26 protein-coding genes are annotated in these 25,225 nt (G+C 69.7%); 8 read left to right on the forward strand and 18 right to left on the reverse strand.

Features of this window, described 5'->3' with window-relative positions; genetic code table 11:
* Positions 1 to 50: 50 nt before the first annotated feature.
* Positions 51 to 1,139, forward strand: coding sequence for a DUF5667 domain-containing protein (locus tag AVR91_RS25355; RefSeq protein ID WP_063274395.1), 1,089 nt, complete (start codon positions 51 to 53; stop codon positions 1,137 to 1,139).
* A 96-nt stretch (positions 1,140 to 1,235) separates the two neighbouring features.
* Positions 1,236 to 2,138 (forward strand): HAD family hydrolase, encoded by a 903-nt coding sequence (locus tag AVR91_RS25360; RefSeq protein WP_016330921.1) that lies wholly within the window; start codon positions 1,236 to 1,238, stop codon positions 2,136 to 2,138.
* 129 nt (positions 2,139 to 2,267) lie between these two features.
* Here AVR91_RS25360 and AVR91_RS25365 read toward each other — a convergent pair whose 3' ends face one another.
* The 11 genes from AVR91_RS25365 to AVR91_RS25415 all read right to left on the reverse strand — a co-directional run bounded on the left by AVR91_RS25365 (position 2,268) and on the right by AVR91_RS25415 (position 12,879).
* A complete protein-coding gene (locus AVR91_RS25365; protein WP_063274394.1) occupies positions 2,268 to 3,359 on the reverse strand; it encodes a lysophospholipid acyltransferase family protein in 1,092 nt (363 codons plus the stop codon).
* Positions 3,356 to 4,405 (reverse strand): NAD-dependent epimerase/dehydratase family protein, encoded by a 1,050-nt coding sequence (locus AVR91_RS25370; RefSeq protein ID WP_063274393.1) that lies wholly within the window; start codon positions 4,403 to 4,405, stop codon positions 3,356 to 3,358. Before AVR91_RS25370 ends, AVR91_RS25365 begins: the two co-directional genes overlap by 4 nt.
* A 286-nt stretch (positions 4,406 to 4,691) precedes the next feature.
* Entirely contained in the window at positions 4,692 to 4,793 is a 102-nt protein-coding gene (locus tag AVR91_RS25375) for a 30S ribosomal protein bS22 (RefSeq protein WP_007030867.1), read from the reverse strand.
* A gap of 145 nt (positions 4,794 to 4,938) precedes the next feature.
* On the reverse strand, positions 4,939 to 5,154 hold the full coding sequence (locus AVR91_RS25380; protein WP_016330918.1) for a helix-turn-helix domain-containing protein: 216 nt from the start codon (positions 5,152 to 5,154) through the stop codon (positions 4,939 to 4,941).
* A gap of 213 nt (positions 5,155 to 5,367) precedes the next feature.
* The gene (proC, locus tag AVR91_RS25385; RefSeq protein ID WP_063274392.1) at positions 5,368 to 6,177 is read right to left on the reverse strand and encodes a pyrroline-5-carboxylate reductase; all 810 of its coding nucleotides are present in this window, start codon (positions 6,175 to 6,177) and stop codon (positions 5,368 to 5,370) included.
* A gap of 24 nt (positions 6,178 to 6,201) precedes the next feature.
* Positions 6,202 to 7,032 (reverse strand): thioesterase family protein, encoded by an 831-nt coding sequence (locus AVR91_RS25390; protein ID WP_016330916.1) that lies wholly within the window; start codon positions 7,030 to 7,032, stop codon positions 6,202 to 6,204.
* Positions 7,033 to 7,173: 141 nt separating this feature from the next.
* Entirely contained in the window at positions 7,174 to 7,971 is a 798-nt protein-coding gene (locus tag AVR91_RS25395) for a sugar phosphate isomerase/epimerase family protein (RefSeq protein ID WP_063274391.1), read from the reverse strand.
* A 22-nt stretch (positions 7,972 to 7,993) separates the two neighbouring features.
* Entirely contained in the window at positions 7,994 to 9,535 is a 1,542-nt protein-coding gene (locus tag AVR91_RS25400; protein ID WP_083737727.1) for a hypothetical protein, read from the reverse strand.
* Between the two features lie 105 nt (positions 9,536 to 9,640).
* Positions 9,641 to 10,630 (reverse strand): Ppx/GppA phosphatase family protein, encoded by a 990-nt coding sequence (locus tag AVR91_RS25405; RefSeq protein WP_063274390.1) that lies wholly within the window; start codon positions 10,628 to 10,630, stop codon positions 9,641 to 9,643.
* Positions 10,631 to 10,960: 330 nt separating this feature from the next.
* Positions 10,961 to 11,650 carry a response regulator transcription factor gene (locus AVR91_RS25410; protein ID WP_005167072.1) on the reverse strand — a complete coding sequence of 230 codons (690 nt, stop codon included), beginning with the start codon at positions 11,648 to 11,650 and terminating at the stop codon, positions 10,961 to 10,963.
* Positions 11,647 to 12,879 carry a sensor histidine kinase gene (locus AVR91_RS25415; RefSeq protein ID WP_063274389.1) on the reverse strand — a complete coding sequence of 411 codons (1,233 nt, stop codon included), beginning with the start codon at positions 12,877 to 12,879 and terminating at the stop codon, positions 11,647 to 11,649. Before AVR91_RS25415 ends, AVR91_RS25410 begins: the two co-directional genes overlap by 4 nt.
* 272 nt (positions 12,880 to 13,151) lie before the next feature.
* On the opposite strand from AVR91_RS25415, the gene AVR91_RS25420 reads away from it, so the two are divergent.
* Complete coding sequence (locus tag AVR91_RS25420) at positions 13,152 to 13,799, forward strand: response regulator transcription factor (protein ID WP_063274388.1); 648 nt, start codon at positions 13,152 to 13,154, stop codon at positions 13,797 to 13,799.
* Positions 13,796 to 14,713, forward strand: coding sequence for a hypothetical protein (locus AVR91_RS25425; RefSeq protein ID WP_063274387.1), 918 nt, complete (start codon positions 13,796 to 13,798; stop codon positions 14,711 to 14,713). The genes AVR91_RS25420 and AVR91_RS25425 overlap by 4 nt, the downstream gene beginning before the upstream one ends.
* An 86-nt stretch (positions 14,714 to 14,799) precedes the next feature.
* Here AVR91_RS25425 and AVR91_RS25430 read toward each other — a convergent pair whose 3' ends face one another.
* From AVR91_RS25430 to AVR91_RS25460, 7 genes are all read right to left on the reverse strand, one after another.
* Entirely contained in the window at positions 14,800 to 15,549 is a 750-nt protein-coding gene (locus AVR91_RS25430) for a phosphoglyceromutase (RefSeq protein ID WP_043847866.1), read from the reverse strand.
* Between the two features lie 666 nt (positions 15,550 to 16,215).
* Positions 16,216 to 17,133 (reverse strand): DUF4349 domain-containing protein, encoded by a 918-nt coding sequence (locus AVR91_RS25435; protein ID WP_076857426.1) that lies wholly within the window; start codon positions 17,131 to 17,133, stop codon positions 16,216 to 16,218.
* 68 nt (positions 17,134 to 17,201) lie between these two features.
* On the reverse strand, positions 17,202 to 17,717 hold the full coding sequence (locus AVR91_RS25440) for a type III secretion system chaperone family protein (RefSeq protein WP_063274386.1): 516 nt from the start codon (positions 17,715 to 17,717) through the stop codon (positions 17,202 to 17,204).
* Positions 17,714 to 19,018 carry a D-inositol-3-phosphate glycosyltransferase gene (mshA, locus tag AVR91_RS25445; RefSeq protein ID WP_083715456.1) on the reverse strand — a complete coding sequence of 435 codons (1,305 nt, stop codon included), beginning with the start codon at positions 19,016 to 19,018 and terminating at the stop codon, positions 17,714 to 17,716. The genes AVR91_RS25440 and mshA overlap by 4 nt, the downstream gene beginning before the upstream one ends.
* Before the next feature lie 21 nt (positions 19,019 to 19,039).
* On the reverse strand, positions 19,040 to 19,852 hold the full coding sequence (locus AVR91_RS25450) for an alpha/beta fold hydrolase (protein ID WP_063274385.1): 813 nt from the start codon (positions 19,850 to 19,852) through the stop codon (positions 19,040 to 19,042).
* A 115-nt stretch (positions 19,853 to 19,967) separates the two neighbouring features.
* Positions 19,968 to 21,143, reverse strand: a complete 1,176-nt coding sequence (locus tag AVR91_RS25455) for a L,D-transpeptidase (protein ID WP_063274384.1) — start codon at positions 21,141 to 21,143, stop codon at positions 19,968 to 19,970.
* 137 nt (positions 21,144 to 21,280) lie between these two features.
* Positions 21,281 to 22,333 carry a UDP-N-acetylmuramate dehydrogenase gene (locus tag AVR91_RS25460; RefSeq protein ID WP_063274383.1) on the reverse strand — a complete coding sequence of 351 codons (1,053 nt, stop codon included), beginning with the start codon at positions 22,331 to 22,333 and terminating at the stop codon, positions 21,281 to 21,283.
* Positions 22,334 to 22,359: 26 nt separating this feature from the next.
* On the opposite strand from AVR91_RS25460, the gene AVR91_RS25465 reads away from it, so the two are divergent.
* From AVR91_RS25465 to purU, 4 genes are all read left to right on the forward strand, one after another.
* Positions 22,360 to 22,857 (forward strand): DUF2505 domain-containing protein, encoded by a 498-nt coding sequence (locus AVR91_RS25465; RefSeq protein WP_063274382.1) that lies wholly within the window; start codon positions 22,360 to 22,362, stop codon positions 22,855 to 22,857.
* Positions 22,839 to 23,636 carry a hypothetical protein gene (locus tag AVR91_RS25470; protein WP_063274381.1) on the forward strand — a complete coding sequence of 266 codons (798 nt, stop codon included), beginning with the start codon at positions 22,839 to 22,841 and terminating at the stop codon, positions 23,634 to 23,636. The genes AVR91_RS25465 and AVR91_RS25470 overlap by 19 nt, the downstream gene beginning before the upstream one ends.
* Positions 23,637 to 23,699: 63 nt before the next feature.
* Positions 23,700 to 24,359, forward strand: coding sequence for a DedA family protein (locus tag AVR91_RS25475; protein ID WP_063274380.1), 660 nt, complete (start codon positions 23,700 to 23,702; stop codon positions 24,357 to 24,359).
* Positions 24,337 to 25,221 (forward strand): formyltetrahydrofolate deformylase, encoded by an 885-nt coding sequence (gene purU, locus AVR91_RS25480; RefSeq protein ID WP_199754866.1) that lies wholly within the window; start codon positions 24,337 to 24,339, stop codon positions 25,219 to 25,221. Before AVR91_RS25475 ends, purU begins: the two co-directional genes overlap by 23 nt.
* Positions 25,222 to 25,225: the final 4 nt, after the last annotated feature.

The raw sequence follows: 25,225 nt of genomic DNA on the forward strand, positions 1-25,225 counted from the left end.
TCACTGCCAGACCGGTGTCAGGACCGGGCTGAGCAGATGGAGACTTCGCCGTGGGCGTGCCGGGATGGTTCGCGCGGGAGCGGGCGGACGGTGACCGCTTCGCCGACCTTGTCGACGGCACCGCATCCCCGGACGACGACGAGTTCGCGCACGAACTCGCGCTCGTCGGCGGCTTGCGCGAACTCGGCGCCGGCGGCGCCCCCGACGCGGAGACCCGGCAGCGGATCCGCGACGAGATCGCCGGACGCCTCGCCGAAGCCGAAGCCGCGCCGAAGCGACGTGGTCACGCCGTCGCCAATCTCGCCGCGGCCGCCGTCGCGCTCGTGCTGGCCCTCGGCGGGATCACCCTGTTGCTGTCCAAGGACGCGTTGCCGGGCGATCCGCTCTACGGCATCAAACGAGCGGGTGAATCGGCCTCGCTCGGGCTCACCTTCGACGAGCAGGACAAGGCGAAGAAGCATCTCGAGTTCGCCGCGAACCGCGTCGGCGAGCTCGACGAACTGACGCGGCAGGGCGCGCCCACCGACGCCTACTTCACCGGCCTCACCGATTTCGAGACGGATCTGCGCGCCGGCGTCTCGCGGCTGACCGCGCTCGTCACCGATCAGGGCGGCCAGACCCGGCTCGCCGAACTCCGCACCTGGGCGCGGAACCAGTCCGACCGGCTCGGTCTCCAGGTCGAGCACGCGCCCGCCGAGGCGCGCGACAAGTTCTCCGCGGCCCGTGCCCTGCTCGACAAGGTCCAGGAGCGCACGACGGATCTCGGCTCGCGCCTGGTCTGCTACACGATCACCACGGGCTCTTCCGACGAACTGGGCGCGGTCCCGGCCGCCGGTGACTGCGTCCGCGACCCCGATTCCCCCCACGCGGTCCTGCCGCCGGTGACGTCTTCCCCGCCGTCGTCGGCACCGACCGGGTCGCCGGCGCCGGTGACCTCTGCTCCGCCGTCGTCCGCCGTGGACACCGCGGCCCCGACCGGACCGCTCGCGCCGCCGACCGGAGGCACGCCGCCGCCCGTGGTGCCCGTTCCCGGCCCCACGAACCTGCCGCCGCTGCCGACGACCACCACCACGCCGAAGCCGCCGCTGGTTTCCATTCCGCCGCTCATCCCGGGGTTACCGCCGATAATCATCGGCTGACTCGGTGTCACGTGAGGCAGGCGCCACACCCGGGACAGCGTGGTCGGCCGCTCGCTACGCTGTGCACAGGCACCTGGGATTCCGGAGGCGGTGTGCGTGTCAGTTTGGCGGGGCAGGGATAAGAGTCAAGAGCTCGAACGGCTGGCCGAGCTCGCGGGCGAGGCGTCGGCCGAGGCCGCCATGGCGACCGCGTCCGCCGAAGCCCTCGAACCGCCCGCGCCGCCCGCTCCGCCGGACCTGACGGCGGCCGCGTTCTTCGACGTCGACAACACCATGATGATGGGCGCGTCGATCTTCTACTTCGCCCGCGGGCTGGCCGCGCGCAAGTTCTTCACGTCCGCCGATCTGGCCGGATTCGTCTGGCAGCAGGTGAAATTCCGGCTCGGTGGCCGGGAGAACAAGGAGGACATCAAGACCCACCGCGAGCGCGCACTGTCCTTTGTGGCCGGTCGCACGGTGCAGGAACTGACCGACATCAGCGAAGAGATCTACGACGAGCTGATGGCGGACAAGATCTGGTCCGGCACCAGGGCGCTCGCGCAGATGCACCTCGACGCCGGACAGCGTGTCTGGCTGGTCACCGCGACCCCGATCGAACTCGCCGCCATCATCTCGCGGCGCCTCGGCCTCACCGGCGCGCTGGGCACCGTCGCGGAGACCAAGGACGGCGTCTACACCGGCCGTCTCGTCGGCGACCTGCTGCACGGCCGCGCGAAAGCCCACGCCGTGCGCGCGCTGGCGTCACGCGAAGGGCTGAATCTCAAGCGCTGCACGGCGTACTCGGACTCGCAGAACGACGTCCCGATGCTGTCGGTCGTCGGGACCGCGGTCGCGGTGAACCCGGACGGCGGTCTTCGCGACGTCGCGCGGGCACGCGGCTGGGAGATCCGTGACTTCCGGACCGGACGCAAGGCCGCGAAGATCGGCGTGCCGTCGGTGCTCGGTGTCGGTGCCGTGGCCGGTGCCGTCGCGGCGGGCATGGCCTACCGCAAGCGCTGATCCGTCACTCGCGTGCTTGAAGCCGTAACTCACGTGTCTGAAGCCGTCATTCACGTGATTGGGGCCGCAACTCGTGAGTTGCGGCCCCAATCACGCGAGTTACGGGTCTGATCACGCGAATGACGGGTTCTAGCCCTTGAAGACGCTCTTCCGCTGCGAGAGGCGTTTGTACAGCGACTGCTGGATCGACTCCCGCACCTGGTCGGTCAGCGTGAACACCAGCATCGGGTCGTCCACGGCGTCCGCGTCGTAGGTGTCCGTGCGGATGGGCTCGCCGAACTCGATGCTCCACTTCGTCGGCAGCGGGATCGCGCCGAGCGGGCCGAGCAGCGGGAAGAACGGCGTCACCGGGAAGTACGGCAGGCCGAGCACCCGCGCGAGCAGCTTGATGTCCCCGACCTTCGGATAGATCTCCTCCGCGCCGATGACGGACACGGGGATGATCGGCGCCCCGGTCCGCAGCGCGGCGGAGACGAAACCACCGCGGCCGAACCGCTGCAGCTTGTACCGCGAAGAGAACGGCTTCCCGATCCCCTTGAACCCTTCCGGCCAGACGCCGACGAGTTCTCCCTTGCGCAGCAAGCGTTCCGCGTCGGCGTTGCAGGCGAGCGTCTGCCCGGACTTGCGGGCGAACGAGCCGATCAGCGGCAGCTGGAACACCAGATCCGCGCCGAGGCCGCGCAGGTGCCTGCCGCCGGGGACGTGGTCGTGCACGGCGACGGCGGTCATCAGCGCGTCGAGCGGCACCGTGCCGGAGTGGTTCGACACCAGCAGCGCGCCGCCGTCGGCGGGCAGGTTCTCGACGCCGAACGTGTCGACCCGGAACCACTTCTCGTAGAGCGCGCGCAGCGGCGGCAACAGCAAGGTCTCGGTGAGCTCGGCGTCGAAGCCGAACTCGTCGACGGTGTAGTCACCCGTCAGCCGGTCACGCACGAACGCCAACGCCGTCCTGAGCGAATCCGGGAGGAGGTCCGCGTCGGCGGGCCGCGTCCGGGCGGGCGAGACCCGCGCCACCCCGGGGAACTCGACGACGGGCGCGTCGGCCCGGCGTTCGGAGTCCAGATGTTCCTGCGCTTCTTCCGACTCGCGAAGATCCCGTTCCGCCTGGGCTGCCGGGTCCGGCTTCTCTCTGCCGGGGCCGTGCAACGGGATGACCTGCGCTTCAGCGCCGCTCACGTTTTCCGCCTCGCCTTCGTGAGAGTTCTCGTGTGGCCTGCTCATCGGTGCGCCGCCTGCCCGGTCGCCGCGGCCACCAGCACCTTGCCCGCGAATCCGGCGAGCTTGCCGCCGTCCACCACGGGCCGGAGCCCGCGGCCGGTGATGTAGTCGTCGAACGCTTCCCGCGTCGTCCACCGCGGGGTGTAGCCGAAGTCCTTCTTGAGCTTCGTGATGTCCACGACGCGGCCGAAGTTCAGCAGCCGCACCTGGTCGGCCGAGAAGTCGACCACCCGCGCTCCGCGCAGCAGCTTGCCGACCGACGGCACGACGCCGCTGGGCATCGGCAGCTCCACCCGCCCGGCGCGCCGGATCGCCTGAGAGAGGGTGAGCACCCCTTCGGATCCGACGTTGAACACGCCGGGCGCGTCGTCCAGTGTCGCCTGTTCGAAGACGGCCAGCGCGTCCGAGGCGTGGAGCAGCTGGATGCGCGCGTCGTAGCCGAAGACGGTCGGGACGACCGGCAGCGCGAAGTAGCGCGAGAGGACGGTGTCGATCTCCGGGCTGATGATGTTGGCGAACCGGAGGAGCGTCGTCGTGATGTCGGGACGGCGGCGCATGAGCCCGCGGACGTACCCCTCCATCTCGACGGCGTCCTTCGCGTAGCCGCTGGCCGAGGTGGGGATGAGCTCCGAATCCTCGGTGAACACGGCCTGCGAGCGCGCGCCGGCGCCGTAGACGGCGGCCGTCGACTTCACCACGAGCTTGCGCACGAGCGGCGAGCGCTGGCAGGCCGCCAGCAGCCGCATCGTGCCGATGACGTTGACCTCTTTGATCGCCGTCCGGCGAGCCGGGCCCGCCGGATGCGCGGTGCACGAGGCGTGCACCACGGTGTCGACCTTGGCCGTGCTGATCACCTTGGCGATCAGTGGATTGCGAATGTCGGCGCGGACGTACTCAGCGTGCCCCATGCGCTGCAGTACCGACTTCTGCGGGGGCGTGGTGTCCACGCCGATCACCCGCTCGAACCCCGGATTGTTGCCGAGTCTGGCGAGCAGTTTCCCGCCAAGGTCTCCCCCGACCCCGGTCACGAGCACGATGTTCGACGGCATAGGACTCCCTGCGGCTTTGGGCGGTTCTCGGACTTTCGATCACGGGGTCCTGATGACCTTGAGTGCTGGTCCATCGACCGAGTGTGCGCGTACCTGCACTCACTGGAAGCATCGCGCGGCTGCCCTTGAGATGTTACCGCTCATTAGGGGTAGTCGAGTCGTCGCTTACATGCTATTAACCCGCTGCTCGCAGAGGGGATGCACGTCTCACTCGAATGGGCGGAATCCGCCCACTAAATGGGAATGGCCCGTCCAGAAACTGGACGGGCCATTCACCGGCTGTGTCTTACTTGCCGGCCTTCCTACGCTGAACGCGCGTCCGGCGCAGCAACTTGCGGTGCTTCTTCTTCGACATGCGCTTACGGCGCTTCTTGATCACAGAGCCCATCGTGAGCGCTCCTTCCTTCGTCGTCGGTCACGCTGCCCGGCGCAGCGTCCAACGGGTGGAGCGCACAGGCACGAGCGGTCTTCCAGGGTACTCGCGCCCCGGAAGACGCCCTCGGGCGGGCACGTTGTGCTCCGCGGACCGAGCCTCAGCCCACGTCGAAGTACGCGCCCTGCAGATACTCGTGTACGGCCTTTTCGGGCACTCTGAACGACTTCCCGACGCGCACCGCGGGCAGCTCGCCCGAGTGAACGAGGCGGTAGACGGTCATCTTGGAGACCCGCATCAGCGTGGCCACCTCGGCGACCGTCAGGAACTGGACCTGGCCCACTGAGGGCAGGTCATCCTTCTTGTTCGGCGGCATGATTCACCGTGTCCTTCGACACGTGTCGCGCCACGAGGCTTCCCCACCTGTGGTATCGACACGCACGTGCTCTCCTGAGAGTAGCGGGACACGTGTGGCTAAAGCGACGCGAGTCACCGGGATGGGCCCGTATCCGGGGGCTGAAGGACGCTTTCACCGCGTCTTATGCACTGAAAGCGTCCTTCGCCGCGTGTTATGCGGGGAAAGTCCCCTTCAGCCCTCGTGGGCGCGCCCCAGCTCGGTCGAGCGGTCCTTCGCGGCCTCGATGGCGGCCAGGAGTGCCGCACGGACGCCGTGCTTCTCCAGCTCCCGGATGGCGTTGATGGTCGTGCCGGCGGGCGAGGTGACGGCCTCGCGCAGCAGCACCGGGTGCTCGTCGGACTCGGCGAGCATCTTCGCCGCCCCGACCGCCGACTGGATGATCAGCTGCCCGGCGAGCGCCCGCGGCAGGCCGAGCAGGATCCCGGCGTCGATCATGGCTTCGACCAGGTAGAAGAAGTACGCGGGCCCGGAGCCGGACAGTGCCGTGACGGCGTCCTGCTGCGACTCGGGCACCTCGACGACCTGCCCGACGTGCGAGAGCAGGTCCTTCACCACCGCGATGTGCTCGGCGGTCGCGTGCGCGCCCGCGGAGACCGCGCTCATCGCCTCTCCGACGAGCATCGGGGTGTTCGGCATGACCCGCACCACCGGGACGCCGTCGGCCAGCCTGCGCTCGTACAGGGCGGTCGGCAGGCCCGCGCACAGCGAGACCACCAGCGACTCCTTGCCGAGCAGCGGCGCGAGCTCGTCCAGCACCGGCTCGATGTCCTGCGGTTTGACCGCGACGACCAGCACGTCGGCCCGGCGGGCGGCGTCGGCGACGCCGACCCCGTGCACGCCGTAGCGCTCGGTCAGCTCCGCCGCGCGCGCCGGATACCGCTCGGTGAACAGGAGGTCGTCCGGGCTGTGCCCGCCGTGCAGCAGGCCCGAGAGCAGGGCCTCCCCGATCTTCCCGGCACCCAGAACCGCGATCACGCTCATGCCGTTCAGCGTGCCAAACGGCCGTCAGGCTCCAGGCGCCGGGGCAAGCGCCAGCTGCCGTGCCTGGCAGACCAGTCTGCCCTGCGAGTCGACCACGAGGGCGTCCGAATCGAACCAGGCCTCGTGCACCGACTGGCTCTGGACGATCACCCGCAGCCAGCCCGGCGCCGGCCGGGTGCGCAGCAACGCGGTCAGCTGCACGGTGGGCGCCCAGCCGACCCGGCCGAGGTTGTAGACCACCGGCGGGTTCACGTCGCTCGCGAGCAGGGCGAAGTACGGGTCCGCGAGACCGTGCCGGGGCCGGACCCACAGCCGCATCCGCGGCGGATCACCGATCCGGCCGTGCAGGTAGCCGACACTCGCCGGGTCGAGCCGGACTTCGCAGCCCTTCGCGAGGTTGAAGAGACCTTCGGAGGTCTCACCGGTCACGGGCACCGCGCCGGGCGGCGGTTCCGCGGCCATGGCCGGGACGTCGGTCCACTCCGGCCGCCGCATCGGCAGCCGTCCGGTGGTCACCCTGGCCTCGACGCAGCTGCGTCCCCGCTGCTCCAGCAGGACCCCGACGACCGAGGCGCGCCTGCCGACCTTCCGGACGTCCATGCGCAGCAACACCGGCCCCACCGCCGGCGGGTGCAGGAACTCCGCGCTGATCGCGAGCGGCTCGGACGGCGGCTCTCCGCGTTCGTGAAGGAACGAGAGGGCGGCCCGCGCCATCAAGGCCATCAGGAAGCCGCCGTGCGGGTGTCCACCGATCGACCATTCGGTCCGGAGTACCGCCGTGAACGTGCCGTCACCCAGTGATCTCGTCGCGCATGCCTCGTCGAAGGAGGTGCTCGTTTCGTCGGTCGCGCTCACCGAGCACTGACCCAGGCCACGAGCCGATCCATCGGGGTGCGGGAGATCAACAAGCGCAGCTGGTTCACGGTCGGAACTTTACGTGTACCAGCGCCTCGAGCGCAGGGAGGAATGATTCTGCGCACCTGGAGACGATCTTTGTCACTGACCGAGGTGCAGCCTCGCGAACAAGAGTGACTCCGCGAGGTCTCGCGACCGCTGCGCCGCGCTCGGCGATCGCCGGGTGTTGATCTCCAGCACGACCTGTCCGGAGAAATCGCTGCTCACGAGCTTTTCCAGCAGTTCGGCGCAGGGTTCGATGCCGCGTCCGGGCACCAGATGCTCGTCCTTCGGGAGTCCGGTGCCGTCCGCCAGATGGACGTGCGCGAGCCCGGAACCCATCCGGTCGGCGAGCGCGAGGGCGTCCATCCCGGCTGCCGCTGTATGGGACAGGTCGAGCGTGTAGTGGCGAAACCCTACGTCCGTAGGGTCGATCGAGGGCCGGAACGCCGACACCCGCGACGTCCGCGAGCCACCGGGCGGGCGGACCTTGAACATGTTCTCGACCGCGATCTCGATGCCGCTGGCCTCTTCGAGCTCGTCGACGAGGTCCCCGAACGCGTCGCCGTAGCGGCGCTGCCACCGGAACGGCGGGTGCACCACGACCGTGCGCGCGCCCAGCTCCTGCGCGGCTTCCACCGACATCCGCAGGCGCACCACGGGGTCCGGCGACCACACGCGCTGGGTGATCAGCAACGACGGCGAGTGGATCGACAGCACCGGCACCCCGGTGCGCCGCGACCACCGGCGCAACGCGGAGACGTCCTGGCTGACCGGATCGGCCCAGACCATCACCTCGACACCGTCGTAGCCGAGGTCGGCGGCCAGCTCGAACGCCACTCCCGCCCGCAACGGCCAGACGGACGCCGTCGAGAGGCCTACCGGAACCTGCTGAACCATCCCGGCATTCTTCCCGAGACCGCTAACGGGCGACCAGCAGGAGTGCGGCCGGTGAGACCGTCACCACCAGTCCGACCAGCACCGCGAGCACCAGGGTCTGCAGATCCTCCGCCTTGCGGATCTTCCGGACGATCCACACCAGCGCGACGATCACCAGCAACGCGGCGACCAGCGCGGCGGCGGGAAGGTTCACCCACAGCCAGTTGAAGCCCAGCCAGACCGCGGCGCCGCCGACGACGCCGAGCGCGAGCTGACCGGCCAGCGCCAGCCACTGCTTCCCCGGCGAGGCCTTCTCGGCGGGCGCCGCGGGCTCGAGGTCCTCGGCGGCCTCCTCGGCCTGGTCGTCGTCGTAGTCGTCCTCGTACTCGTCCGCGCGGTAGCCGTAGTCGTCGCGGCCGAAGTCCGGGCCGCCGTCCGGATACGCCGGGTCGGCGAACTCGCGCTCGTACTCGTCGAGGTTGTCCTGACGGTCACGGTCGTCGAGGGAGTGCGGCGGCACGAAGGGCATCGGCGCGGGATGCCCCATGGTCGGGGGGCCTCCGTCGAACGGGTCGGGTTCGGGCTCGGGGTCCGGCTCGACGGGCGCGACCGGGGGCGGTACCGGCGGGATGCCGCCGATCTCGGTGTCCTCGGACTGCACCTTCTGCCTGCGCTTGCGCCAGCCGGCGAGCCCGGCGGGCGGTGCCGCCGACGCGGAGGATTCCACGGGGGGCTCGGGTTCGGGCGCGGCCTCTTCGCCGACCGCGGCGAACTGTTCGGTGCTCGGCTCGGCCTTCGGCTGGGGTGGCCGGGCGGCCGGACGACGGCGCCGCGCCGGCTGGGCGGGCGGCGTCGCGAAAGCACCGCTGGCCATCGGTCCCAGCTGGTCCTGGACGTCTTCGGCCGGGGCGTCGAGGCCACCGTCGAGCCTCGCGGAGAGCCCCGAAGAAGGGGGCCCGGCGGGCGGCTCGGGACGGCGGCGGACCGGCGGCACCGCGCCGCGGGTCTCCTCCTGGCCCGGTGGCCGCGGACGGCCGCGCGGGGGCAGGCCCTCGGAGTCCGGCGGACGCTGCTGGTAGCCGGACTGCTCCTGCGGCGGCGTCGGCCGCACGAACTGACCCGACTGCTGGGGCGGGCGCTGCTGGTAACCGCTCTGCTCCGGCGGCGGCGTGGGCCGCACGAACTGACCGGATTGCTGCGGCGGACGTTGCTGATAGCCGCTCTGCTCCTGCGGCGGGCGCACCGGCGGCGTCTGCCTGGTCGGGGCGTTCGGCGGCACCGGCAGCGGCGCGGAGTCCTGCTGCGGCTGCGGGAGCGGACGCGCTCCGGAGTCTTGCGGGCGCGCGCGGCGCGGGGGACGGTTGGCAGGCGGCGGGGTGTCGCCGGACACCCTGTCGATGATCGCCTGCGGCGCGGTGTCGCTCACCGACGGCGCGCGCCGTCCGCGAGTGGTCTCGGGAGCGTCGTCCTCGTCGTCGGCCGCGCGGCGTCGCCTGCGGCGCCCGCCTTCGGGCTGGGCTCCATGCTGCGCCAGCAGCTCCGCCACGGTCTTCTGTGGCTGGCCGCTCTCTGTCTCGTCCGTCATACCGTGCTGTCCAATGCGCGCTCCAGCCGTTGCGAACCGGCACGCGACGGGGCATCGGCGGCGTCGCGCGCGCTATCCACCGTCATCCGCATTTCCGTCACCTCTTCACCGTGCCCGTTCTCCGTCGACTAAGTCCAGTCGGGCGCTGCCGCCCACAGTCTCGTCCGCACCGTTCGAATGGTCCAGCCGTCGAAGGATGACACCTTCTCGCAGCGCCCACGGACAGATCTCCAGTTCTTCCAGGGAAAGCGCCCGCATGGTGGCTTGTGCGACGAGCGCGCCGGCCACCAGCTGATGCGACCTGCTCGCGCTGACCCCCTCGAGCTGGGCCAGGTCCTGTGCGGTCATCCGGGAGATGAACGCGATGAGCTGGCGCAACGCGGTGTCGGTCAGGGTACGGCGCACATGCGGCCCGCTGGCCGACGGCGCCGCTCCGGTCAGCCGGGCGAGCGACCGGAACGTCTTCGAGGTCGCCACGACACGATCGGGTTCACCCAATTTGGCGACCTTCTTCGCGAGCGGGGCGAGTTGTTCTTCGAGCCACACCGAAGTCGCGATGAGCTCCGAGCGGGACGGCGGGTCGTTCTGGAACCGCGTCCGGGTGGTCCGGCCCGCGCCCAAGGGCAGCGATTCGGCCAGGTCCGGCTCCTCGTCGCGGCCCATCGCGACCTCGAGCGAGCCGCCGCCGATGTCGAGCACGAGCAGTTTGCCCGCCGACCAGCCGAACCAGCGGCGGACGGCGAGGAAGGTGAGCCGGGACTCGTCGATCCCGGAAAGCACCTGGAGTTCGACTCCGGTCTGTTCCTGGACCTTCGCCAGCACCTTCGGGGCGTTCTTGGCTTCGCGGACCGCGGAGGTGGCGAACGCCATGACCTCTTCGCAGCCCAGCCGGGCCGCCGCCGCCTTCGCCGATTCGACCGCGCGGACGAGGCTGTCCGCGCCCGCGCGGCTCAGGTCGCCGTTGCGGGTGATCTGCTCAGCGAGGCGGAGGACGGCCTTTTCGGAATGCATCGGGGTCGGGTGGGCGCCACGGTGGGCGTCGACCACGAGCAGGTGGACGGTGTTGGAACCGACGTCGAGTACCCCTAGGCGCACGAGCGTCTACGGTACCCGCCCCCACATCAGGTCACGAAACCGTAACCGTGATCTGTATCGCACGGTCCGCCCGTGAAGGCCTCTTACCCGATCGACCATCGGCGAAGGCAGTCGTGATCTCGCAGCGCTCGGTCCCGAACTCGATCTCCGAACGGGCAGACAGCAGGAGGCTTGACCTGGACGAATGGTGTCCACAAAGGACACTTTCCGACAGGCAAATGTCCGTTTGATGCCTATTCGTACCGTTTCCGATGGGGTCGTGAGTGTTTTTGGTCGTTCTAACGACCAAAAACACTCACGACCCCTTGACCACTTTGCCGGGCCTTCAGCTCACGTCTCGAACTTGTAGCCCAAGCCCCGGACGGTGACCAGATGCCGGGGCGAGCCCGGGTCCGGCTCGATCTTCGACCGCAGCCGCTTCACGTGGACGTCGAGCGTCTTGGTGTCGCCGACGTAGTCCGCGCCCCACACCCGGTCGATCAGCTGCCCGCGGGTGAGCACGCGGCCCACGTTGCGCAGCAGGTACTCGAGCAGGTCGAACTCCTTGAGCGGCAAGGAGACCTCCTGGCCGTCGACGGTCACCACGTGCCGCTCGACGTCCATCCGCACCGGCCCGGCGGTCAGCACGAGCGGGGCGAGGTCGCCTTCGGAGCCCGGCTCGCCGCCGCGGCGCAGCACCGCGCGCACCCGCGCGATGAGCTCACGGGCCGAGTACGGCTTGGTGACGTAGTCGTCGGCGCCCAGTTCCAGCCCGACGACCTTGTCGATCTCGCTGTCGCGCGCGGTCACCATGATCACCGGTACCGCGGAACGCTGCCTGAGCTGCTTGCAGACGTCGGTGCCGCTCATGCCGGGGAGCATGAGGTCGAGCAGGACGATGTCGGCGCCGTTGCGGTCGAACTCCTCGAGCGCCTGCTGCCCCGTCACGGCGACGGCGGCGGTGAAGCCCTCCTTGCGGAGCAAGAACGCGAGCGGGTCGGCGAACGACTCTTCGTCCTCGACGATGAGAACCCTCGTCACAGGTTTCCTCCATGGTCGGGGCTTTCTTGCCCTGTTGCCACGAGACGGGGTGTCCGCTCGGGGGTCTTCTCCGGCCGGGACACCGGCGGAGCCTGTTTCACGGGCGCGGCCGGTTCGGCGGGGATGTGCGCGGGGATGCGCAGGGTGAAGGTCGACCCGGTGCCGGGACGGCTCCACAGGCCGACCGAACCGCCGTGGTTGGCGGCCACGTGCTTGACGATCGCCAGGCCCAGCCCGGTGCCGCCGGTCGCCCGCGACCGCGCCTTGTCCGCGCGGTAGAACCGCTCGAAGACGCGCTGCTGCTCGTCCTCGGCGATCCCGATGCCGCGGTCGGTCACCGCGATCTCGACCTTGCCGTCGACCAGCCGCCTGCTGATCGACACCGGGCTGCCCGCCGGCGAGTACGCGACCGCGTTCTCCAGCAGGTTCGACAGCGCGGTGACCATCAGCGTCCGGTCGCCCTCGATGAGCAGCCCGCTGGCCGCGTCGGTGGTGATGGTGATCTCGGCCGATTCCGCCGAAAGCGTCGTCCGGCCGAGCGCCTCGCGGACCACGGCGTCGACCTCGACGACGTTCAGGTCGGGCAGCCGCTCGGCGCCCTGCAGCCGCGACAGCGCGATCAGCTCGGTGACGAGTTGGCCGAGCCGGGTCGATTCGCGGAGGATCTTGCCGCCGAAGCGGCGGACCTCCTCGGTGTCCTCCGCGGCGTCGAGGACGGCCTCGGTGAGCAGCGCGATCGCGCCCACCGGCGTCTTCAGCTCGTGGCTCACGTTCGCGACGAAGTCACGCCGGACGGCTTCGAGCCGGATCGCCTCGGAGTGGTCGACGGCCTCGACCACGGTGAACCCGTCGCCGAGCGGACGGACCTCGCCGAGGACGGCCTCGGGCTGGCGGCCCCTCGCCTCCAGCGGGGAAAGGTCGATCTCCATCGGCTCGTCGGTCTCGACCACCTGCTCGGCGGCCTTGCGGGCCCGCGGATCGGCCTGGTTGACCTTCACCAGTCCCAGCTCGTAGGCGCGCGGGTTGTGCAGGACCATGTCGCCGAACTTGTTGAGCACGACGACGCCGTTGTTGCTGGACCGCACGAGGCGTTCCAGCAGTTCGGCCACGGTGGGACCGGTCGGTCGCCGCTCCTCGCGGCGGGCGCGGCCCCTCGCGATCAGGAAGCCGAAAACCACACCGACGATCAGTCCGCCGACGGCCAGGGCGAGTGCAACAGGCGTGGTCACAGGGGAATCGTAAGCGCGCGGGTAGTCTTTTGGCCTAGTCCCGGCCGCGTACTCGTGATGCCTATGACACCTGGGGACACCCTGTTCGCCTGCAGGTCAGCCGCCGTTCACGTGACCGATCCCCGGCCGAGATCTCCTGGGTGAGGCGGGTCACCCGAACCGGGGACATCGTCGCCGTGTGATGCCCGGATCCCGACTTTCGTCGTGATTATCCGCGGGCGAATAGCGACGTTCCCGTCACAGCCCCCGGGGAATGTTGGAAGACTGTCGCCGTGGAACTCGTCAGTGACATCTCCCTGATTCGCGGAGAAGAAGAGCTGTTCGACCGGACGGCTCATCTGTTCGTCGCGGCGACCGACATCGCGTGCGCGGCCGACGACCTCTACACCTGGGCGCTTTCGCGGCCGTCGCTCACGCGGCAGGGCGAACGGCTGGTGCACGGCAAGCGGATCCGCAAGCTGTACCGCCCCGGTGTCCTGCTGAACGAGCAGACCGCGCAGCACCTGCACCGTCTCTCCGGTCTCGGCGCGCAGATCCGGATCGGCACCGAGGAGATCAACGAGACGATCCTGCTCGACGAGCGGGTCGCGATCATGGCGGGCGACGAGGGCAAGGCGGTGCGCTCGTACAGCGTCATCTCGCGCCCCGAGCTGGTGCAGGGCATCCTTTCGCTGTTCGAAACCGCCTGGCGGGCGTCCGCCACCCTGGAGACGTTCGACGCGCGGTTCGCCGACATCCGGATGGAGGCACCGCAGATCCTCGAGTTCCTGACCACCGGCTGCAAGGACGAGAAGGCCGCGAAGAGCCTCGGCATGGGCGTGCGCACCTATCAGCGCCGCGTCTCGGAGCTGCTGGTCGCGCTCGGCGTGACATCGCGGCTGCAGGTCGACGCGCGGGCACGGGAACTCGGTCTCCTGTGAAGCGCTGGGCAGGGCTGGCCGTGCTGCTCGCGCTCGCGGGCTGCACCACCACGGTCTCCGGTACCGCCCGGCCCGAACCGGAGACCCCGCCGTCGAACATCGCGCTGGTCGATCCGGCGAAGACGGCGTCGGTGCTCGCGGCGGTGAAGACGGCCGCCGAAGCGACGTTCTCCTACGACAGCACGGCCGTGCCCGCCTACGAGAAGGCGCTCGCCGACCACCTGACGCCGGGCGCGCGCGACGAGCTGGCGAAGCTGTTCGCCGAGGTCCGGAAATCGGCCGAGCCGGTCAAGCTCGTGACCAGGGTGATCCTCTCGGCGGCGGTCGAGCAGACACCGGACAAGGCCCGGGTGCTGACCATCCTTGACCAGAGCAGCACCAGGGCCGGTGCCACCAGCAAGGGCGTCGCGTCGGTGCTGCTCGTGACCGTCCGCGAGGGTGACCGCTGGCGGATCGGCGAGATCAAGGTGAACCCGGCGGACACGCCGCCCGCGGCGGAGAAGCCGGGCGCGGGTGACCGGGTGTTCGCGCGGGTGCGGGATTCCGCGCGGGACGGTGCCCTGCGTGTCGCGGAAGCCCTGCTGAACGTGAATCCGGCCGACCCCGAAGGCACGTACGCCCGCTACGAGTCCGTGTCGACCGGGCAGTTGTTGACCCAGTTCCAGCAGGACAAGGCGGGGCGGCTGAACCAGATCCGGTCCGGGGGCACGAAGGCGTCGCTGGCGCCGAACCCGGCCACCGCGGTCATGGAGGTCGTGGACGACAAGGCGAGCGTGCTGCTCTTCGCGACGTCGGACGTCACGGACGCGGCCGGGCAGACGACGAAGAAGTACCTGCCGCTCGTCCTGCGTCTCCAGCGGCTGCCCGAGGGCTGGAAGGCGGCGGGCGTCGAGTCGGTCCAAGCCCTCCCCTGACGCCCTGCCCCGGATGTCATGAAAGGGTCGTTCAGGACGAAAAACGTCCTGAACGACCCTTTCATGACATTTGGTACCGGAGCGCGCTACCGGCCCTGGTTCGCCACGGCGGCCGCGGCTTCCTTGGCGGCCTCCGGGTCCAGGTAGGTCCCGCCCACGGTGACCGGCTTGAGGTCTTCGGTGAGGTCGTAGCGCAGCGGGATGCCGGTCGGGATGTTGAGCCCGGCGATCGCGTCGTCGGAGATGCCGTCGAGGTGCTTCACCAGCGCCCGCAGCGAGTTCCCGTGCGCGGCGACGAGCACGGTCTTGCCCGCGCGCAGATCCGGCACGATCTCGGACTCCCAGTACGGCAGCAGCCGCGCCACGACGTCCTTGAGGCATTCGGTCAGCGGGGCGGCGTCGCCGAGGTCGGCGTAGCGCGCGTCGCCCACCTGGCTGAACTCGTCGGCCGGGTCGATCGGCGGCGGCGGGGTGTCGTAGGAGCGGCGCCAGAGCATGAACTGCTCCTCGCCGAACTCGTCGAGGGTCTGCTTCTTGTTCTTGCCCTGGAGCGCGCCGTAGTGGCGCTCGTTGAGGCGCCAGTCGCGCTTCACCGGGATCCAGTGCCGGTCGGCGGCGTCGAGCGCCAGGTTGGCGGTCGAGATCGCGCGGCGCATCAGCGAGGTGTGCACGACATCCGGCAGCAGGCCGGACTCCGCGAGCAGCTGCCCGCCCTTGCGCGCCTCCTGCTCGCCCTGCTCCGACAGCGGCACGTCCACCCAGCCGGTGAACAGGTTTTCGGCGTTCCATGTGCTCTGCCCGTGACGCAGCAGCACCAGAGTCCCAAGCTCAGCCATGGGGTTCAGCCTGCCAGAGTGAGCGGAAGCGCCGGTCAGAGGGCCGCGCTTGGCTTTATTTCTACGGAGAGTGCGTTACCCGCGAGTAACACCTTCACCCGTCCAGAAGACGGGTCGCCAACAAGTCCCGATCCCCGGAAAACAGGCTGCACTCCGTTATCCCGGTTTTCGAAGTTCACTCGAACGGAGTAACCGGTAGTCTTGTGATTACAGGTGGAGATCTGACAGGTTGACTAAGTCCCGCGCGGCCGGATTCCACGCACTCCCCGGCTCGACGCGGGTGACGACCGCGACTCGTCTCCCCCCTGCCGAGTCGCGGCGCCCGCCGGCCCCGTTGGCATCCCCCTCGTCACCGGGTCCACCTTGGCGGGAACTTCAGCGGGGCGGCTCGAGATCGCGACTCCCCCCTCCCTCGAGCCGTCCCGCCTGTTCTTTTTCGGGGACCTCGTTCGCGACAGGTAGCCCCTGCCGGTGCCGGGGCGGCGGTTTGGCGTGGCCGAAGGGACGACACGCGTGCTGGGATGGACGACACGCGTGATTGAGCGGACGACACTCCGGTCGCGATCGTGTCGTCCGTCCAGTCACGTGTGTCGTCCGCCGGATCACGCGTGTCGTCCGTTCAGTCACGTGACGTCGCCGGCACTGGCCTCGGGCCCTGGCCGGCCTTCAGTCCAGCGGGGGCGCGGACGGGAGATCCGACGCGGTCGCCATCGCGGGTTCCGCCGGACGCCGCCGCTTGCGCAGCCACCACACCAGCGCGGCCGCGGGAACACCGAAGACCAGAACGAACGGCGCCATCGCACCCAGCACGGTCAGCAGGCCGCCGCCGAAGGTCAGGAACGCGTCCCAGCCGTCGGCGAGCCCACCGAGGAACCCGCTGCGGGACTCCTCCGCCGCCGCGACCGTCTCCGCCTTCACCTGCAACGAAATCGTCGACATGGCGACACTGCCCGCCAGGCTTTCGCGCCGCTTCTGGAGCGACTCTAGTTCGGCTTCCCGGCTCGTCAGCTCGCTCTCCACCGAGGCGATCTCCGAAACCGACGTCGCCCTCGCGAGCAGCGCGCGGATGCGCTCCACACTCGCCCGCTGGGTCGCCAGCCGCGATTCGACGTCGACCATCTGCTCGGTCACGTCCGTCGCGGTGACCTCGCGCTTCTGCTGCTTCCCGAGCTTCGCGAGCTGGTCCAGCACGCCGTCGAGGCGCTCGGAGGGCACGATGACGTTCACCGACGCCCGCTTCTCCTGCGTGCTCTCCTGCCCGGTGTAGCCGGCGGCGCCCTGGGTGATGACGCGCACCTGCGAGATCACGTCCGCGACGTTCGGGGCGGCGAGCTCCAGGCTCGCCGTGCGCACCAGCTTGCGGTCGGTGATCCCCGGCTGCCCCGCGGGCGCCGGCGCCTTACCCGAACCCGCCTTGCTGTCGGTCGCCTCTTTGTTCGGCACCCCTTCTTTGGGCGCCGCCTGCTTGGTGTCGGCCGACATCGGCATCGCGGCCGACTCGCTGCTGCCGGAATCGTTCGCCGAGCAGCCCGCCAGCGCCAGCACGATGCCGGCGGCCGCCACCCATCTCAACCTCTTGTGCATGAAAACCGTCTCCCTCCAGTGCTGCGGAAAGAGACGGAACGGACGACGGTGCCGTTGCACCGTCCGGGTCACGAGTCGGTCAAGGCCCCTGGCTCGTGACCGTTCGACGGCTCGACGAGATGTTTGAACGCCTGAAGGTTCGCCAGCGATTCGCCGCGCGAGACTCGCCAGTCCCATTCGCGTTTGATCGATTCGGCGAACCCGAGTTCCAGCAGGGTGTTGAAATCGCCGTCGGCGGCCTCCAGCACCTGCCCGAGGATCTTGTCCAATTCGGCCTCGGTGACCATGTCCAGCCCGAACCGGCCGACCAGGTAGATGTCGCCGATCGCGTCCACGGTGTAGTGCACGCCGTACAGTTTCGCGTTGCGGCGCAACAGAAAGCGGTAAACGTCCTCATGGGACTCGTCGGGACGGCGGCAGACGAAGGCCTCGACGGCGAAAGCGTGGTCACCGGCGACCAGCCAGCAGTTGGTCTGCAGCTTCTTGGTGCCGGGCAAAGTGACGAAATACTTTCCCTCGCCACGCCTGTCGTATTTCAGGCCCGCATTGTCCAAAGAGGACCGCAAGGTCTCGTCGAGCGTCAAACCGCCACCTCCGCGCGCTGTTCGAGGGCACGCCGGAACGCGCCGGTCGCTTGAGCGTACGTGTCCAGCAGGCGGTCCGTCGTCCGGCGCCAGGAGAAGCGCCGCGCGTGGACGACGGCGTTGGCCGAAAGCTCGGCACGCCGATCGGGCCGCAACGCGACGTTCGCGAGCGCGCCCGCCCAGTCCTTCGCGTCGTGCGAAGGCACGAGCAACCCGGAGACACCGTGCGGGACGGCGACCGGCAGCCCGCCGACCTCCGCCGCGATCACCGGCGTCCCGCAGGCCTGCGCTTCGAGCGCGACCAACCCGAACGACTCGTTGTAGCTCGGCACGGCGACGATGTCGGCCGCCCGGTAGACGTCGACCAGCGACTGGCCGGGCTGCGGCGGCATGAACCGGGTCTGCGCCTCGATCCCGAGGGAAACGGCCAGTTCGCGCAGGGCCTGCGGCTGCTCCAGCCCGGTCCCGGACGGGCCGCCGACGATCAGCACCACCAGCCGCGAAGCCAGCTCCGGCCGCTCACGCAGCATTTCGGCCGCGGCCAGCAGGAGGACGTCCGGCGCCTTCAACGGCTGGATCCGGCCCGCGAAGGCCAGCACGATCGCGTCGGTCGGGAGGCCGAGCGCGCGTCGCGCGGCGGCCTGGGAGCCGGGTGTGAAGCGGTCGAGGTCGACGCCGGGCGGGATCGCGTGCACGGCGTGCGGGTCGGCTTCGTACAGCTCGATCAGCTCGCGGGCCTCGACGCGGGTGTTCGCGACCAGGCAGTCCGCCTCCTCGACGACCTGCTCCTCGCCGATCACGCGGGTGCGCGGCTCGGGGGTGTCCCCCTCGGCCAGCGCGGCGTTCTTGACCTTCGCCAGGGTGTGCGCGGTGTGCACCAGCGGCACGCCCCAGCGGTCGCGGGCGAGCCAGCCCGCCTGGCCGGAGAGCCAGTAGTGCGAATGGATGAGGTCGTAGTAGCCCGGCTCGTGGAACGCCTCGGCCCGCAGCACCCCGGCGGTGAAGGCGCACAGCTGCGCGGGCAGCTCGTCGCGCCCCAGCGGCTCGAACGGCCCGGCCGGGATGTGCCGGACGAGCACGCCGGGCGCCAGTTCGGCGATCGGCGGCTGATCCGAGGACGTGGCCCGCGTGAACACCTCGACCTCGACGCCCCGGCGGGCCATCTCGGTGGCCGTCTGGCTCACGTAGACGTTCATGCCCCCGGCGTCGCCGGTACCCGGCTGTTCCAGCGGAGAAGTGTGCAACGACAGCACCGCGACGCGCCTGGGCGCGGCGTCGAACCCGTGCAGAGGGATCGTCACCTGGTCAACACTCCCGAAGTCCTACTGATCGGCGAACCCGCGCAGCAGTTCACCGAACTCGTCCGCCGCTTCGGCGAACGGCAGATGCCCCACCTCAGGTAGCCAACGCACGACGGCCCCCTGAATCTTCCCCGCCGCGTACTCCGCCGCCGTCGGATCGATCACAGCGTCGGCGAGACCATGGACGATAAGTGCCGGTTTGTCCAGATCGCGAAGGACGTCCTCGCTCCCGACGTCACGCCGGAACAGCGCGGAGCGCACCGCGGGCGGCGTCGAAAGGCAGGCGCCGAGCAGCGATTGGGTGAGCGTGCCGGACACCGGGGCCGCCGTCATCCGCGCGCTGAACTGCACCAACGCCGGAATCGCGACCGCCGGATCGTCCGAAAGCACCGCCGGGATGGCGTCGCGCATCGCGGGCCCGACCTTGCCGCCGGGGCGGTTCTTGCCGATTTCTGTGATAGCGCCCACAAAAACGACGCCGCTGAGCCTCGACGAGCCGTGCACCCGGAGGTAGTCGGTGATGACCAGCCCGCCGTAGGACCAGCCGACGACGATCGCGTCTTCGCCCGCGAAGTCGAGAACGGAGGCGAGATCCTCCGCCCACACCCGCGGATCGTCGTAGCCGGCGGAGGGCACTTCGGAATCCCCGTGACCGCGCAGATCCATCGCGACCAGGCGGAACCGCTCGCTGAGCGCGGGATCCGCCAACTGCGGCGCCCAGGCCCGGCCCGACTGGGCCCAGCCGTGCACGAACACGATCGGACGGGTGTTCTCGGCGCCCTCGACCCATAAGCCGATGCGAGTCCCGCCGTAGCCGACTACCTCGGTCTTCATGCACCGCAGCCTAGGAGGTCGGCCGGGTTGGTCGTGAGTGGCGTTTCGGGTTAGAACGCGAAACGCCACTCACGACCACCTGTACCGAACGGCCACCGGCGCCCTTGTCACTTGGTTACTTGATCGCCGAGAGGGCCTTCCAGGACTTCCAGTCGTAGAACCAGTCCTTGACGTCCGATTTGGTCGGGCTGCCCAGTTTCGAACCGGTGATCTCGACCGGATCGCCGATCATCGCCGAGTCGAAGTACTTCTTGGCGTCCGCTTCGAGCAGGTTCACGCAGCCGTGCGAGGTGTTGGCCTTGCCGATGTTCGCCGCGTTGTCCTGGTTCTCGTGGATGTACTCGCCGTTGTTCGAGATCCGGCAGGACCACTTCTTGTTGACGTTGGTGTAGCCGTAGCGCGCGTTGTCGAACCGCGCCATCGGCTCCTTCGTCATCACGATGAACGTGCCGTTGGGGGTGTTGCGCTGGACGTCGGAGTCCAGGCCGTTCGAGCACGGGTAGCTCGCCGATTCCGCCCCGCCCCGGTAGACCTTCATCACGTGGTCCGGGGTGTTGATCTTGACCACCTGGTTGCGGCCGATCTTGAACTCGGTGGTCACGTCGGCCTTGCCGTACGCGCCGCCGCCGAGCGCGACGCCGTAGAGCTTCGCCTCGACGTTGACCTTGATGTTCGCGGGCCAGTACTCCTTGGGCCGCCAGTCGACCTGCGTATCCGACAGCCAGCCCCAGGAGCCCTCGACGTCCTTGTCGGTCTTCACCTTGAGCGCCTTCTCGGCAGCAGCCTTGTCCTTGACCGGGGACGCGAACTTCACGCTGATCGGCATCGCGACGCCGACCTCGGCGTCGTCGGTCGGGTTCAGCGTGGCGCGAACCTCCTTGGCCGGCTTGACCGTGCTGAACGAGCCCTTGAACTCGGCGGGCTTGTTGTCGCTGCCGGTGGCCTTCGCGGCGTACGTGTACGTCTTGCCGTAGCCGAGGACCTCGGTGCTGGTCCAGGTGAGCCCGTCGGCGGAAAGCTCGCCCTTGACGTCCTTGCCGCTGTCGCCGGTGACCTTGACCTCGGTGAGCTTGCCGTCGGCGACCTTCACCACGACCGGCGTCACCACGGAGGCGTCCTTGGCGTCGGCGGCGGGTTCGGCGGTGATCTTCGCGACCGGGGCGGCGTTCTGCTCTCCGCCACCGCTGCCTTCCGGCTTGGCACTCCCGCCTTCCTCGCTGGAGCAGGCGGCGGCCAGCATGGCCGCCCCCGCGGCGAGCGCGGCCTTGAACACCGTGCGCCGTTCGATCACCGTGTACCTCCCATGAAGATCCCCGCGAGCCTCTACCCGCTCAGCGCCGGGAACCTCTCCGACGTTACCCGCGGCGACGGAACTCGCCCTCGCCCCTCAGAGGGATAGACGCACGAGGGTGGCGTGGGGTTGTTCGGTCAAAGCGCGCAGTTGATGAGCAGGGGTTCAGGGTGCAGCGAAACGCCGAAGCGAGCCTCGACTCCGTCGCGCACTTCGCGCGCCAGATCGAGAAGGTCCTCGGTCGAGGCCTTGCCCCGGTTGGTGAGCGCGAGCGTGTGCTTCGTCGACAGTGAGACCCGGCCGCCGGGCCCTTCGTGGCCCTTCGCGAACCCGGCCCGCTCGATCAGCCAGGCCGCGGACAGCTTCGTGCCGCCGGGCGCCGGGTACTGCGGCACGCGCACGTCCTCGCCGACGACATCCACGATGCCCGCCAGCACCTTCGCCAGCCGTGCCTCGCCGATGATCGGGTTGGTGAAGAACGAGCCCGCGCTCCAGGTGTCGTGGTCGTCGGCGTCCAGGACCATGCCCTTGCCGCGACGCAGCCCGAGGACCGCTTCGCGTGCTTCGGCCGCCGGGACCCGGTCTCCGATCTCGACGCCAAGCGTGCGGGCGAGTTCGGCGTAGCGGATCGGGGCGGAGAGGCCGTCTTCGTTGACCTTGAAACGCACTGTGAGCACGACGCCCGCGTCGGTCCCCTTCAGGATCGACGTGCGATACCCGAAACCGAGCTCTTCGACGGTCAGCGTGCGGATTTCGCGGGTGGCACGGTCGTAGAGATCGACCGAGACCAGGGATTCGGCCACCTCGCAGCCGTACGCGCCGACGTTCTGGATCGGCGTGGCGCCGACCGAACCGGGGATCCCGGAGAGGCATTCGAGCCCGCCGATGCCCTCGGCGACCAGGCCCTCGACGAAACCGTCCCAGTTCTCACCCGCCGCGACCTCGACGAGATCTCCGTCACGTGTCCAGCCGGTGTTGCCGACCTTCAGCACCGTGCCCTCGAAACCGTCGTCGGCGACGACGAGGTTCGAACCGCCGCCGAGCAGCAGGACCGGCTCGCCCGCTTCGTCGGCCTCGCGGACCGCGTCGACCAGGGCCTGCACGGTCTTCGCCTCGGCATAACGCCGGGCCGGACCGCCGAGGCGCAACGTGGTGTGGTCGGCGAGGGTGGGAGTTTCGGCAGTGCTCACGCCCGTGAACGGTACTGTCTGGCGCCATGGCCTCCCGTATCGAGCACCGTTCGGCGTTCTCCGCAGACCTCGCGACCACGTTCGACGCGGTCGCCGGCGAGGCCGCGCTGCGGGCGCGGCTGGAGGAGATCGGCGGCGACGACGCGGAACTGCTGGAGTACGTCCCGGCCGAGGACGGAGTGCGCTACAAGCTGCGTCAGGGCATCAGCTCGGACAAGCTCCCGTCGGCCGTGCGGACACTGCACCGGGGCGACCTGATCGTCGAGCGCGAGCAGAGCTGGAAGGCGGCAGGGGACGGCTACACCGGCACCGCGACGGCGGCGGTCTCGGGCGTGCCGGGCGAGATCACCGCGAAGACGTCGCTGACCGCCGAAGGCGAGCGGACGACGCTGGTCAACAGCGGTCAGGTCAAGGTGCGGATCCCGTTCGTCGGCGGAAAGCTGGAGGGCGTGATCGCCGAACAGGTCACCAAGCTGCTGGAGCGCGAGGCGGAATTCGTCGCGAAATGGCTGGCCGAGCGCTGAAACCGGTCGGGGCACCGACCCGCGGCACGACCAACCCGAACCGGCTCCGCCGGGTGGACCGGTGGCTCGCGAGCGATCCGGGGGTGACGCGGCTCCTGCGCCGCGCGAACGAGCCGCTCGTGGTGGATCTCGGCTACGGCGCCTCACCGGTGACCACGGTCGAGATGGCGCGATGGCTGCGCACGGTCCGTCGTGACGTCCGCGTGCTGGGCCTGGAGCTGGACGCCGAACGGGTCGCCGTCGCGCAGTCCGCCGTCGACAAGCCGTGGCTGGATTTCCGGCGCGGCGGCTTCGAGCTGGCCGGGGCGCGACCGGTGCTGGTGCGCGCGTTCAACGTCCTGCGGCAGTACGACGAAGCCGAGGTCCCGGGCGCCTGGTCGCTCATGCTGGACGCGATGGCACCGGGCGGGCTCCTCGTCGAGGGCACCTGCGACGAGATCGGACGGCTGAGCACCTGGCTCGCCGTCGGGCACGACGGGCCGCGCACGCTGACCCTGTCGGTCCATCTCGCCAGCCTGGAACGTCCGTCCACAGTGGCCGAACGACTGCCCAAGATCCTCATCCACCGCAACGTTCCCGGCGAACGGGTTCACGAACTACTGTCCACTTTGGACATCTGCTGGGCGACGGCCGCGCCGCATCAGAACTTCGGCGTCCGTGCCCGCTGGGCGCACGCCGTCCATCTGCTCACCGCCCGGGGCTGGCCGGTGCTGAACCGGCCGTCACGGTGGCGGCTGGGTGAACTGACGGTGCCGTGGTCATCCGTGGCTCCGGACTAGGAATTCACCGGTCGAACCCCGCTCCGTCACCCCAAAGCGACCTGCGGTGATCACCATGGAACCGTGGAACTGCTGGAGTACGTCACCGGGCTGCTCGAGGGCACGCTCGGATCGCCCTGGCTGTGGGTGATCGTGTTCCTCGTGTCCGGGTTGGACGCGCTCCTGCCGTTCATGCCGAGCGAGACCACCGTCATCACCGTCGCCGTCCTGATCGGCACGGACTTCCCGCTGTTGGCGCTACTCGCGCTGATCGCCGCGCTCGGGGCCTGGCTGGGCGACTGTCTCGGCTACACCGTCGGCGCCGCCGCGGGCCCGCGGGCACTCGCCCGCCTGCAGCGCGGTCCGGACGGGGTCCGACGCTACGAATGGGCGAAGATCCAGGTGCGGCGCAACGCGGTCCTGCTGATCCTCGCCGCCCGCTACCTGCCCGGCGGCCGCGTCGCGAGCGGGCTCGCCAACGGCAGCCTCGGCTATCCGCCACGCAAGTTCGTCGCGCTCGACGCCCTCGGCGCGGGCATCTGGGCGGTGTACAGCGTCCTGATCGGGCTCGTCGGCGGAGCGGCCTTCGCGGACGAACCGGAGAAGGGCCTTCTGCTTTCCTTCGCGCTCGGCTTGCTGCTGGTCGCGGCGATCGAGATCGGGCGGCGGGTCCGGGTGCGCATTCTGACCCGGCGCCGCGCGGCGGCCGGGACCAGCGACAATGGTGTGCGTGTCGAACCCTGAACGTCGCTATGTGATCTCCTTCGGCTGCCCTGACCGCACCGGCATCATCGCCCGTATCTCGGGTTTCCTCGCCGAGCACGGCGGTTGGATCGTCGAAGCGGCGTATCACACGGACCCGGACACCGGCTGGTTCTTCACCCGCCAGGTCGTCCGCGCCGATTCGCTTCCGTTCGACGCCGCCGAGCTGCGCACGCGCTTCGCCGAGGTCGCGGAGTCGCTTTCGAGCGAGTCGAGCTGGCAGGTCAGCGACACCGGCGAGCGCCGCCGCGCGGTGATCCTCGTCTCCAAGGCCGGGCACTGCCTCTACGACCTGCTCGGCCGCGTCGCGTCCGGCGAACTGGACGTCGACGTCGCCGCCGTCATCGGCAACCACGCTTCACTGGGTGACATCACCCGCGCCCACGGCATCCCGTTCCACCACGTGCCGTTCCCCGCCGGCGACCCGGCCGCCAAGGCGCCGGCGTTCGCCGAAGTACGGAAACTCGTCGACGAGCACGACCCGCACGCCGTCGTCCTCGCCCGGTTCATGCAGGTCCTGCCGCCGGAGCTGTGCGAGGCGTGGGCCGGGCGGGCGCTCAACATCCACCACAGCTTCCTGCCGTCGTTCGTCGGCGCGCGGCCGTACCACCAGGCCCACGCGCGCGGGGTGAAGCTCATCGGCGCGACCTGCCACTACGTCACCGCCGATCTCGACGCGGGCCCGATCGTCGACCAGGACGTCATCCGCGTCGACCACGGCGACTCGGTCGAGGACATGGTCCGCAAGGGCCGCGACATCGAGAAGGTGACGCTGGCGCGCGGGCTGCGGTGGCATCTGGAGGGGCGTGTGCTGGTGCACGGGAACCGGACTGTCGTCTTCTAGTGGT

This window comes from Amycolatopsis keratiniphila subsp. keratiniphila (assembly GCF_001620365.2).
Lineage (GTDB): Bacteria > Actinomycetota > Actinomycetes > Mycobacteriales > Pseudonocardiaceae > Amycolatopsis > Amycolatopsis keratiniphila.